13 protein-coding genes are annotated in these 12,387 nt (G+C 35.1%); 8 read left to right on the top strand and 5 right to left on the bottom strand.

Annotated features, from left to right (window positions below; all coding sequences use genetic code 11):
- Positions 1-563: 563 nt before the first annotated feature.
- Positions 564-1,364: a type I methionyl aminopeptidase gene (gene map, locus AN34_RS12050; protein ID WP_029285707.1), complete on the bottom strand. Its 801-nt coding sequence runs from the start codon at positions 1,362-1,364 to the stop codon at positions 564-566.
- A gap of 281 nt (positions 1,365-1,645) precedes the next feature.
- Here map and AN34_RS12045 point away from each other — a divergent pair, with 281 nt between their 5' ends.
- Together AN34_RS12045 and AN34_RS12040 are read left to right on the top strand one after the other, a co-directional pair.
- On the top strand, positions 1,646-1,834 hold the full coding sequence (locus AN34_RS12045) for a cold-shock protein (protein WP_029285704.1): 189 nt from the start codon (positions 1,646-1,648) through the stop codon (positions 1,832-1,834).
- Positions 1,835-2,072: 238 nt separating this feature from the next.
- Positions 2,073-2,534, top strand: a complete 462-nt coding sequence (locus tag AN34_RS12040; protein ID WP_029285702.1) for a PA2169 family four-helix-bundle protein — start codon at positions 2,073-2,075, stop codon at positions 2,532-2,534.
- Between the two features lie 117 nt (positions 2,535-2,651).
- Here AN34_RS12040 and AN34_RS12035 read toward each other — a convergent pair whose 3' ends face one another.
- The 4 genes from AN34_RS12035 to AN34_RS12020 all read right to left on the bottom strand — a co-directional run bounded on the left by AN34_RS12035 (position 2,652) and on the right by AN34_RS12020 (position 6,082).
- Complete coding sequence (locus tag AN34_RS12035; RefSeq protein WP_029285700.1) at positions 2,652-3,227, bottom strand: Crp/Fnr family transcriptional regulator; 576 nt, start codon at positions 3,225-3,227, stop codon at positions 2,652-2,654.
- Positions 3,228-3,742: 515 nt separating this feature from the next.
- Positions 3,743-4,588: an endonuclease/exonuclease/phosphatase family protein gene (locus tag AN34_RS12030; RefSeq protein ID WP_231625539.1), complete on the bottom strand. Its 846-nt coding sequence runs from the start codon at positions 4,586-4,588 to the stop codon at positions 3,743-3,745.
- A gap of 380 nt (positions 4,589-4,968) precedes the next feature.
- Positions 4,969-5,166 (bottom strand): hypothetical protein, encoded by a 198-nt coding sequence (locus AN34_RS12025; RefSeq protein WP_029285696.1) that lies wholly within the window; start codon positions 5,164-5,166, stop codon positions 4,969-4,971.
- Between the two features lie 139 nt (positions 5,167-5,305).
- Positions 5,306-6,082, bottom strand: coding sequence for an alpha/beta hydrolase (locus AN34_RS12020; protein WP_029285695.1), 777 nt, complete (start codon positions 6,080-6,082; stop codon positions 5,306-5,308).
- Between the two features lie 172 nt (positions 6,083-6,254).
- Here AN34_RS12020 and AN34_RS12015 point away from each other — a divergent pair, with 172 nt between their 5' ends.
- From AN34_RS12015 to AN34_RS11990, 6 genes are all read left to right on the top strand, one after another.
- Entirely contained in the window at positions 6,255-6,617 is a 363-nt protein-coding gene (locus AN34_RS12015) for a response regulator transcription factor (RefSeq protein WP_029285692.1), read from the top strand.
- 133 nt (positions 6,618-6,750) lie between these two features.
- Positions 6,751-8,844: an FUSC family membrane protein gene (locus AN34_RS12010; RefSeq protein WP_029285690.1), complete on the top strand. Its 2,094-nt coding sequence runs from the start codon at positions 6,751-6,753 to the stop codon at positions 8,842-8,844.
- Positions 8,845-8,922: 78 nt separating this feature from the next.
- A complete protein-coding gene (locus AN34_RS12005; RefSeq protein ID WP_029285688.1) occupies positions 8,923-9,306 on the top strand; it encodes a membrane protein in 384 nt (127 codons plus the stop codon).
- A gap of 204 nt (positions 9,307-9,510) precedes the next feature.
- Complete coding sequence (locus tag AN34_RS12000; protein ID WP_029285686.1) at positions 9,511-10,347, top strand: alpha/beta hydrolase family protein; 837 nt, start codon at positions 9,511-9,513, stop codon at positions 10,345-10,347.
- A gap of 200 nt (positions 10,348-10,547) precedes the next feature.
- Positions 10,548-10,826 (top strand): SelT/SelW/SelH family protein, encoded by a 279-nt coding sequence (locus tag AN34_RS11995; RefSeq protein WP_197285513.1) that lies wholly within the window; start codon positions 10,548-10,550, stop codon positions 10,824-10,826.
- Positions 10,827-11,004: 178 nt separating this feature from the next.
- Positions 11,005-12,387, top strand: a complete 1,383-nt coding sequence (locus AN34_RS11990) for a mercuric reductase (protein WP_029285682.1) — start codon at positions 11,005-11,007, stop codon at positions 12,385-12,387.

Raw genomic sequence — 12,387 nt, 5'->3', positions numbered from 1 at the left:
GGCGTTTAACCAGGACCCTTGCAGTAACAACTGCAGGGGTTTCTGCGTTTATAATAAAAAAGCTGAAAGATCAAAGTGGAAAGGTAAAAGCTTAAAGACCAAAGCGAATAGCATGGCGTACAAGCTTTTCGGCATACGCCATTAACGGACAGGTTTCCATCATCTGGAAATGCTTCGTGCCTCAGCATGACAGCAACGGAGTAGATGTATTCATCGATACCCGTCGATCGTCTTCCTCAACTTGATTCAGGATCTGATGAAAATAGGTGCTGAACTAAATCCGATAACTATCGGATCAGCATGACGGTTTGGTTAGTGTACCTATACGAAAGATCGTCTTTGCGAAGCAGATTCTTCATTTGCTGAAGCAATCTCCATCGAAGCATCTATAAAGGACATAGCTTTCCCGAAAAGAATCGAAGAATAGCTAAATACTGGATATCAGTTATTAATGGACAGGATTCCAATGCCTGGAGATCTCAAGATTACAGCAACTAAGGATTGGTTAGATTTATCTAATGAAAAAAAGTAGAAATGATCAACTCATTTCTACTTTTCTTATCCTAATAATATGAAGTATTAAGATTAGCATTTTCTTTTTCTGCCTTTTCAATAGGGGCATAATCGGATAAGATTAAAGCCTGACCTTTCTTTACACAAACATCATGTTCGAAATGTACTGATGGCTTACCATCAGCGGTTCTAATTGTCCAGCCATCTTCATCAATAAAAACTTCTTTTTTGCCTAAGTTAATCATAGGCTCTATGGCTAAAACCAGATTTTCTTTTAATAATGACCCCGATCCTTTTCGGCCATAGTTAGGTACCTGAGGATCTTCATGCATATCTTTACCAAGGCCATGACCAACTAAATCGCGAACTACACCATATCCTTGCTTTTCATTGTGTGATTGAATGGCATAACCAATATCGCCCATTCTCTTACCAGCAACGGCCTGCTCAATACCCAGAAATAGTGACTCTTTGGTCGTTTTTACTAGTTTTAGTATCTCAGCAGAAACTTCCCCTATTATAAATGTATAGGCATGATCACCATGAAAACCATTTTTTATTGTACCAACATCAACGGAGATAATATCACCATCTCTTAATTCCTGATTGGTTGGAAAACCATGAACCACCACATCATTCACAGAAGTAATAATATGAAATGGAAAACCATTGTAATTATAAAATGAAGGCACTGCCCCATGATCAAGAATAAAAGTATTTGCGAGATGATCGATTTCAAGTGTAGTCATTCCAGGCTTCAATACTTTAGCTACCTCAGCTAAGGTATTACTCACCAATTGTGCACTGATTTTCATCAACTCTACTTCCTCGTTTGTCTTGTAAATAATCATGTTGCAAATATAGTTAATATACATTAAAGGGTATTTCAAACTGAATGTGTTTATATTTTATTCATGAACGAATTAAATGGATTTTTGAAATAAATTAATGCTGTATTGTTATAGGCGAAGTATTGATGAGAAGTACATATTTATAATACTAAGATTAACAAAGATTTAAAACATACCTTATTTATATATAGCGTGTAGAATAAATTATATTTGTTACATGTTTGTTTTTTTGGATTTTAACACTATTTTTATTTAATAAAATTAAAATAACAATCTACAACATGAAAAACGGTACAGTAAAATTTTTTAACACAGAAAAAGGATTTGGATTTATTAAGGAAGAAAATGGTTCGGAAATCTTCGTTCACGTAAGCGGACTTATTGATAAAATTAGTGAAAATGACAATGTAGAATATGAAGTGCAGGAAGGCAAAAAAGGTTTAAATGCAGTTAAGGTAAGACTTGTTTAAGAAATAAATTTTAAGATTCTATACAGGCATGGCCTGTTTTTTATCTCTTTGTTTACACAATTGATTCATTTGCGTTCGGCATTATCTATTCTTGATATGAATTTATGATTGATTAATCGATGTATTTATTTTGAGGAATCAAATATTCATAATTAAATTTCTTTGTTTGAAAGTTTCAAACATTAATGATTTCCACTTGTTATTATAACATCTACCAATTATAAGATTATAATTTACTATGGAAAATCAAGAAAAAACAGTTGAGGTATTAAATGACCTTATTGAAATTAACAATGACAGAGCAGATGGTTTTGATAAAGCATCAAGTGATTTAAGCGATGAAAACATTGATTTAAAAGCTACTTTTGATAAACTGTCATCTGATAGCAGACAAAATGTAATTGAGCTTGCAGGTTTAGTAGGAAGAAGCGGTGAAAATCCTGATAGTGGAAACACTGTTTTAGGTACTTTACACCGTGCATGGATTGATATTAAAGCTAGTTTTGGCGGTGATGATCGTCATAGTATTTTAGCCGAGTGTGAGCGTGGTGAAGATGCTATAAAAAAAGCATATAAAGATGCTTTACAGGAAAATGAACTAGGTGAGCATGTTAGATCTATTCTATTAAAGCAACAAGAAGGCATTAATGTTAGTCATGATGCAATTAAAGCATTAAGAGATGCACATAAAGCTTTATAATTAAGAGAAATCTAAAATTGAAAAACCGCTGAAGATATAATTTTAGCGGTTTTTTTATGTAATTGTTTGATTTATAAATATAAACTTTTACAATACTTGTTTTTTATTAAAATGGCCTTATAGGCAACTTTCCTTTTTATGTTTAGTTTTTAACCTGCTAAAGGTTTCTTCTCTCATTAAAAGGTAGCTGGCTAAAATTCTTGCTGGTAAATTGTACCTATCAGTTGCCTTGCTAAAAACACTATAGCGATGAATTGCGGATGGAAGCCGGCAGAGCCTTGATTCGAGTACGCTTTTTTGATATTTCAATGAGAAAATTTTTCTTACCATTTTTTCAACTTCAGGAAAGTTAATATATAAATCTTCTACAAAATCCTTTGGTAGCAGAATGAGTTCTGAATCACAGATGGCTTCCAAACCTTCATCATCTAAATACTGTGAGATTTCGGTAAATCCAATCAATTCATTTTCTCCATAAAGAGAAAGTGTAATTTGCTTTTTATCAATAATAGTATATTTTCTTAATGTTCCGCTTGCAATGAAGAGCGCATTTTTTTCGGAACTACCATCTGGATGTAATCTGGTATTTTTGCAAACTGTAATCGCAGTAGCATGTTTACGAACTTGTTCTATAAGTTCATCTGATACTGGTTCTAAAGCATTAAAAAAATTAAATATAGGATAGAATTTCATGTGCACTTTTATAATTTTTTTGGAGTGCGCGGTGCAAATCTATATTTTTTTAATCAAATTTTAATGTTTAAACCTTTAAAAAAGTACTTAGGGATTAGCAAGTTAATTTGATCTATGTTAAAGAAATCATTTTCTATTCAAACTGAATAATAGATACTAAGAGCATATAGACGGTGGTATCATATGAAATTTACAGCATTGAGGTTATATAGTAATATATTAAAATTGAGGTTGGTGTATGATAAAAACTCTATTGATTAATGTTTATCAATTTAAATTTCGTCACTATTCATATTCAATTTAAATATTGCATTTTCGCATCAAATTCACCTAAATAATCTAATATGATTATTTTAAATTGGAAAAAAAAGTGTTTATGTAGAAGGAGTAGCCTGGGCTTAAAACAATCATGATATAAATTTAATATTTATTTGGATGTATTTCTTTAGTGGATTTATAAATACATTTTTAAAATAATAGATATTCTAGTTGTCTGTATCATCATACGGCTAGATTTAACCATCAATATCCGCTAAAATCTTTTCTTTAGCTAACAGTAGGTCGTCATTTGAGACCTCAAGTTGCTCATTTTGCATTTCTGCAGATGGCGTATATTTTAAATCTACACACATAGGAAAATGATCCGAACCGCAACTGGCTAATCGCTTAATAGAGCTGAGGGCAAAATCGGTTGAACAAAAAATATGATCCAATGGAAATCTAAGTAACCAATATTTGGCATTAAAACTATTAAAAAAACCTCTTCCTCTGCGTGGATCGAGCAGTCCGCTAACCTTACCGAAAAGCTCAGTGGTATAACTCCATGCAACGTCATTCAAATCGCCCATTACTATTACAGGGATGTTACTTTCTTTTGCTTTAGCACCTACGATTAATATTTCTTTATCTCTTTCTGTACTTTTTGGATTTTCCTGTGGAACAGGTGGTTCGGGATGTAAACAAAATAATTTTACTTTTTGTCCGGATCTTAATTCAACAGTAGCTTCCATAGAAGGAATATCTGACTTTACCAGATAATTTACCTTTTTCTCACTTAAGGCAAGTTTAGAGTATAATAACATTCCATAGGTATTTTCTAACGGTGCCTTTAATTGGTGAGTGTACGTATTCTGAATAGAATCCATTTCTTTTTGCCACCATTTATTAGTTTCTACCATCAGAATCACATCAGGGTCGCATATTGAAATGAGTTTATGGTATTCGCCAGATTGGCGGTTTTCCTGATATACATTGGCGATTAAAATTTTGAGATTCTGAATACCATCTGTTCTTATACCAGTAATGATTTGCTTTTTACCTAATACTGTAAATGGAAAGATTAGGTATAAAAGATAAAACATATTGAGGGTTAAAGCTGTGAATACCGACCAATCCTTTATTTGTAAAGGAAATGAAAAACAAAGAATAACAATGATTAAAAGAATATTTAGCGTTAATTTTTGTAATCTGGGATACTCAAATACCCTGAAAATCCAAAAATCGTGACGAATAAAAGGAATAATCGTAGATAGGATAACAAGAAGACTAAAATAAAAAAGGATGTCGTGTATCAAGGGCGTTCTTTTTAATGTAAGTAGCTAACAAGCAACTTGCAAAAATGTTTCCCCAGTAGTTCTAAGAAAAATAAAGAATAACCCTATTCTACTTACTGTTACACCATAAGAAAGGCAAAGGTAAAGTATGTAAAAAAAAGGAATTGTATGGATATCAATTGTTTGGCTTATACAGCCATTGAAAATTGCCTGGTATCAGTTAAGCCTATGGTAAAATCATATCTTTTTAACTCATATGCTATTGCCATTTTCTGTAGCTCAGTTAATTCCTCAAAATTGAAGGTGGTATCTTGCTGTGTTGCAGATAATGTTTTAATTCTGAAGATAACTTCAAGATAACTTTCGTGATCAATGATTTCGTTCATTTGTTTTGCTGATGGGATAAATTCAGCTGTATAACACAACAGTAAGTTAAAAGTTTTTGATTGCGAATAATTTCTATCTAACTGACTAACTAAGCATTATAAATTGGTTGGAAGGGCTTGCCTGAACAAGCCCGTTCTATTAAACTTGAGTGGACACTGGTAAGGTATCTAGCCAATTGGCAATATATTCAGCTACTTGTTCCCAACCTGGTTCTCCACAGATATAGTGGCTTCGATCAGGAAATGCTTTGAATGCTGTCGTGCTTGATGGATCTACGTAGCCTTCAAAATTTTTCTTAACGAGTGTATCTGGAATGATTTCGTCTTTTTCTGCAGCAATTAGCAGAAGTGGGGCATGGGGCAATTCTAAATCTAGTTCTCCTGCTGTACCCATGCAATCTCGAAGTACATTGCGACTATCATGAGTAGCAAATTCCTGATAAGCTAAATTTGATTCCTGCTCACTTAATGTATTTGCAAATGATCCATGAAAGCTCTTTTCATCCATAAAGAAAGGTTCATTTCCTTTAAATGGGTTTGCAATTAGTGCACTATTTTTAAAAAATCCCCAATCAAAATCCAACATGGCATTTGGGGCAACAGAGCTGATGGCTACCCCTGCGCTTGCCACACCACGATTAATTAATAACTGTAGGATTAATCCACCTACTGAATGACCAATTATAATTGGTTTATCCATCTCTAATACCTGCGTTTCGATAGGTACTATGATATCATCCAAATGCAAATCACCGAGACCAGCAGGAGGATTCTCTCGAAGGCTTACTGGCTCACCTTGATGTAATGGCCAGTCTGGAACTAAACAGTTATAGCCTCTTGTTGTGAAATAGTCTTTCCACTTATTCCAGCTTTTTGAATTCTGAAACATACCGTGTATAAAAATGATGTTTTTCATAATTTTAGTTTATTTCGAAACAGGATGAATAAAGAACTGGTTTTAAAACCAAACTGATTATTCGTATAAGGAGATTCTTTAATACTATATTTAAATATTTTCATTAATAAACACATTCGTTAAAACTAACTACCTATCATATTGGTTTACAAGAAGGAAAATGTAAGATAATATGGAAAAGCGCATCTATGTGTTAGAAGATAATGATGATATAAGAGAGATCGTTTCGATGCTGCTTGAAGAGGAAAAATATGAAGTATTTGCATATCCAAATATTGCAGCCTTTCGGTCTGGTATTGCAAAAGGCAAACCAGCAGATTTATTTTTGCTTGATGTGATGTTGCCTGATGGCAATGGCATAGATTACTGTTGTGAATTGAAATCTTCTCCAGGCACTGCAGGCAGACCTGTGGTAATGATGTCTGCTAACTTTTCAAAAGATGGTATGTATAAACGCTGTTTTGCACAGGATTACATCCATAAACCATTTGAAATTGATGATTTCGTAAAACGTATTTCTGCGCAGATTCATTAATCATACAGTCTGTAATACTTTAATCAACTTATCCTTCACTTTTTTTATCGCTGTAACTTAATCTAAGAATAATGATTACCTAAAATGTGTGTGGTAATCAGAATAAATGTCATTAAGTTTGCGGCAGAAATTGATGAAAAGAGAACAGAACGAAAACTTTTTAATGGGATATTCTCGAAAACTAAAGGATTTTGCCATCCGGATACGTTATAGTGAATATTTAACTGATGCCCTTAGAAGTACATTTGCCATCATCATTCCACTTATCGCATGTGCTTATTTCGGGCAGGTTGTAGCGGGCATTAGTATCAGCATCGGTACGCTTTTTATGAGTCTTTGTGATATTCCTGGCAATAGGAGAGACAAATTAATCGGATCAATCATAGCAATTTTTTCTCTCGCGCTCACTTCTTTTATAATAGCCATTAGCTTGCCTCATCCATACTATGTGGCTACGAGCGTAGTTATTATAACCTTTATATTTTCGATGCTTTCGGTATTTGGACATCGCTTATCACTTATTGGATTGATCGGCACAACGTTAATCGCTTTCACCCTTGGCTTACATCCAAAGCAACCCTTAGTTTTTAGTACTTATATTGTAATTGGTGCCGCATGGTATGCATTGATCAGTCTTACTCAAATTTATTTAAGGCCATATCGCTCTTTGCATCATGCAATTTTTGAAGCCATTCAAGGAACGGCAGCTTTGATGCGGTTACGTGCAAGTGCTTATAATGAGGGATTTGATCTTCGTGATTTTAATGCACAAAATATTTCTCTGCATTTAAAATTAAATGCAAGGCAGGAGTTAATCAGGAGTTTGTTGCTTCGAGACCGAATTGCGATGTCTCCAGATAACCAGACAGGAAAAAAGTTACTGGCGGCTGCACTGGATATTATTGATCTTTATGAGCAAGTAACTGCCATTCATCATGATTATGGCGAAATCAGGCAGGCCTTAGCGCCGATGGGTGCCCTTACTAAAATACAGGAAGTTATTTCGCAACTTACTGATTTGTTAGAATATAGTGCCGTGCAATTTTCCATTACCAGAAAGGTTAATCCTGTTACAGTTAATCATGGTAATATCGAAGAAAAAATTAATTTATTACTGGCGCTATCTGCTAGTATACCACTTCAGGGTAAAGACTTGCTTGCTGGAATAACCAGAAATCTAAAAGATATCTCTAAAATAGTTGAGCGCCTATCGATGAGCTATCAACTGGAATTGCCTGATACAGATATCATAGAAACAGAGGTTTATAAAGATTTTATTCCTGAAACATCAGTCAGTTGGAAAAATATAACAAGTCAGTTTTCTCTACGTGCACCAGTATTTCGGTTCGCACTCCGCCTGAGCTTACTTTGCTTAATTGCCGTAATGCCAACCTTACTTTTTCCAGATCAGCGTTACAGCTATTGGTTACTGCTTACTGTTGTGATTGTAAACAGACCGAGTTTCGGTTTAACCCGAAAACGAAATATGGAACGTTTGTGGGGAACATTAATTGGCTTAGTGATTGGATTGTTACTTGCTTTTGCATCTGTTCCGGTACAATTGGGGTTGGCTGCATTTGGCCTGCTTGGTTTTTTTCTCTTTAACAGAACGCATTACTTATGGGGGGTAGCCTGTGTAACGGTAATGGTAGTATTAGGCCTCAATGTTTACCATGGGCATGTGTCGCAGATTATTAGCGACCGCCTATTGTTCACATTAATTGGTTGCGGATTATCCTATCTTTCAATTTTTATTTTTCCAATCTGGGAAACACCACGCATCAGTGCACTCATTTTGAACGGCCTTGCCGCAAGCAGGCATTATTTATTTTGTGTGGCAACAGAAAGAAAAGGATTTCAACACTATTATTATCGCACTAAACTGGCCAGGAAAGATGCTTACATCAGCTTCTCTTTTTTAAGTGAGGCTTTGCAAAGTATTAGAAAAGAACCCCTTGCAAACCACATTGATTTAGTTGGGCTAGAAGATATTCAGGTTTTAAATTATCAGTTAAATGGTGCAATCGCAGCTCTATCGCTAGCAAAAGAGGGAAATGATGTAATGAATGACCAGGAATTTCAAGACTGTTTAAATAACCTGGATTTCTGTATTGAAAATGTACCATTGGCAGATTTAACTTCACTAACGGGATCGAAACTAAATACTACATACACGCCCAAATTACTTAGCTCCCTAACTTATCGTTTGAAAGCTTATTTTGAATAGTGTTGTTTCTTTCTTCTTGTATGATCATTAATTTAATCAATGGAATAATATTTGCAACATGATGTTTAAAATATCATTATGGATAAGCAAATCAAAAATACTGCCCGGATATTACTGGGTGCCGGTTTAATTGTAGCCGGAATTGGCCATTTAACTTTTTCTAGAAAAGAATTTCAGGCGCAGGTACCGGATTGGGTTCCATTAAAAAAAGATGATACCGTTGTGTATTCCGGTCTGGTTGAAATTGCTTTGGGTACCGCTTTAGTAGTCGCACCAAAAAAATACAGGTCAACATTGGGTTTATTCGCGGCCTCACTTTTTGTAGGTGTTTTCCCTGGCAATGTATCTCAATATGTAAACAGAAGGGATGGCTTTGGATTGGATACAGATCGTAAAAGAATGACCAGGTTATTTTTTCAACCGGTATTGGTTTTATGGGCATGGGGGAGTACGCGGAAATAATCCTCCTTTAACAAAACTTTTATTTTGATCAAGATAGCTTTAAAGTCTGGAGTCTACAGTCTTTAGGCAGAAGTCTTGGAGGTAGATGAGTTTTTATTAATAAGTACAGAGTTTGGAGAAATAGACTAAAGAATAAGGATTAATTTAAAATAATTAATCAGGGGTTTAGCAATTTATTATATTTGATGTATGAACCAATTTTACATGAAATTCCTCCAACTGGTTAAATATTTTGTACTTACCAGCCTGTTTCCGGTTGTTAGCTTTGCAGCTAGTGTAGATACTGTTACCACTTATAGTAAGGTGATGGATAAAGAAATTAAAGCTGTTGTGGTGAAACCAAACACTTATTCAGCTTCTAAAAAATACCCTACCTTATATTTATTACATGGTGCTGGAGGCAATTATGCTGATTGGGTAAATCAAACTCCAGATCGCGAAACAGTAAAAAAATTAAGTGATCTATTTTCGATGGTGGTTGTGTGTCCGGATGGGGGCGTAACCAGCTGGTATTTTAATAGTCCAATAGATAAGACTTATCAATATGAAACCTACGTATCGTCAGAATTGGTGAATTACGTTGATCAACATTATGCTACGGTAAAAGATCGATCGGGCCGTGCAATCACTGGATTGAGTATGGGTGGTCACGGTGCTTTATATCTTGCATTTCGGCATCAGGATGTTTTTGGCGCTTGTGGAAGTATGAGTGGTGGTGTAGATCTGCGCCCTTTCCCTGAAAACTGGAATATTTCTAAAAGATTAGGATCGTACAGTGAAAATCCGGAGCGTTGGGAGGCTAATAGTGTGGTAAATTTAACCCATCTACTTGTACCTAATAAACTGGCTATGATTATTGATTGTGGTGATGGCGATTTTTTTTACAAGGTAAATGTTGCTTTACATGATAAATTGCTGGATCGAAATATTCCACATGATTTCATTATTCGTCCGGGCGTACATAATTGGGTTTACTGGGGAAATGCAATCCAATATCAAATGCTTTTCTTTAGCCGGTATTTCGAAAAAAATCATTTGTAAAAACCCTTTAAAAGAAGAACGGGCCAAAGGTAAAACTACCTCCGGCCCGTATCTAAATTAACGCTCTCGGGACGAAAGTAGAAGTTTTGTGGTTACTTTCCAAACTAAATACCGATTTTTAATATTTCTTCATATTTTCTTCATTAATTTAATGTCGCAATTGTATGGTTTTATGCTATACCTTTTTTAATATAAAAAAAATGATAAAGCCTTTAATATCAATTGAGTACTGTCCGCGTTGTGGGTGGATGCTTCGGTCAGCCTACATGGCGCAAGAGTTACTCACAACATTTTCCGAACAACTAAAAGGGGTAACTTTATTGCCAAGTGAAGTGAGCGGAACATTCCAGATAAGCCTAAACGATAAGATTATATTTGATCGGAAGGAAGCCGGACGTTTCCCTGAAATTAAGGAATTGAAAAAGTTAGTTAGAGATCATATTGATCCGGAAATGAATCTAGGGCATACCGATCGGTAATTAAGAGACCTAAAATTTTCTCGCATCAAAATCAACAGAAATCTTCTGCCATGGTTAACTACTCATTCCTAAAATGATTCAGTTTACTAAAAACAATGAACTTATTTTAAAGTTATATCTGTGTCAGCTTGTTACTTTGTATTAAAGCAAGTTCACTATTTACGCAAAACAAACAGATATGAAACATTACGATGCGATCATCATTGGTGCAGGCCAGGCAGGGGTTCCGCTTGCGAAAAAAATGGCTGAAGCCGGAAAAAAAACAGCAATAATAGAGAAGAGAACTATAGGTGGTACTTGTATAAATGATGGTTGTACACCTACAAAAGCGATGATTGCTTCTGCCAAGGCTGCCTATCAGGCAAGAAAGGCATCAGAACTTGGCATTATCATCGATAATGTTAAAGTTGATTTAAAAAAGATTAAAAAAAGAGCCGACAGCATTGTTGAAAAGTTTAGAGGAAGTGCAAAGAATGGTATCGAAGAAACTAAAGGCTTAAAATTATATATGGGTGAGGCGAGTTTCACGGGTGAGAATGAGATTGTGGTTAAAAGCAAAGATGGGACAACAGAAACACTGACTGCTGATTTGATCTTCATTAATACTGGTGCGAAAACCATCATTCCTGAAATTGATGGAATTGAAGAAATTGACTATCTTACTTCTACCTCCATCCTTGAATTGGAAGAGATTCCAGAGCATCTGGTAATTATTGGTGGCAATTATATTGGATTGGAATTTGGGCAGATGTTTAGTCGTTTCGGTAGTCAGGTTACGATTTTAGAGCAATCATCTGTTATCTTATCAAAAGAAGATGATGATATATCGAAGGCAGTAACTGATATCCTGACTGCTGAAAAGATTGATATTTTTACAGATGTTAAGATTAACCACATCGGATGGAAGGGTGACCAGATTGAAACGACAATTACATCCGGAAAAAAAGATAAAAAAATTACCTCGACTCATTTACTGGTTGCAGTAGGCAGGGCACCACAAACGAAGAACTTAAACTTAGAAAATTGTGGTGTTGAAACGGACGAGTATGGTCATATCCTGGTGAATGATCAACTGGAAACTAATGTGAAAGGGATATATGCTTTAGGGGATGTTAAAGGTGGACCAGCATTTACGCATATTGCTTATAACGATTATACCATTGTTTACCGAAACCTGATTGAAAATACAAATTTATCTACTGCCAACCGACCTGTTCCTTACTGTATGTTTACTGATCCACAACTGGCCAGAATCGGACTTTCAGAACGGGAAGCGAAAGAAAAAAAATTAGATTATCAAGTAGCTGTTTTGCCAATGGAGAATGTAGCCAGGGGTATTGAAACCGATGAAACAGCTGGATTGATGAAAGCAATTGTAGATACAAAGACCAATAAGATTTTGGGCGCAGCAATTCTTGCTTCTGAAGGTGGTGAAATTATGTCGGTATTGCAGATGGCAATGCAGGGAGGTATTACTTCAGAACAAATCAGGTATGGCGTATTTGCACATCCAACTTATACGGAATCGTTGAATAACCTGTTCATGAAGATCCATAAATAA

The sequence above is a fragment of the Pedobacter sp. R20-19 genome, from assembly GCF_000708265.2.
Classification (GTDB): Bacteria; Bacteroidota; Bacteroidia; order Sphingobacteriales; family Sphingobacteriaceae; genus Pedobacter.
The sequence above is the reverse complement of the archived record's forward strand: the minus strand, read 5'-3'. Positions and strand labels throughout refer to the sequence as shown.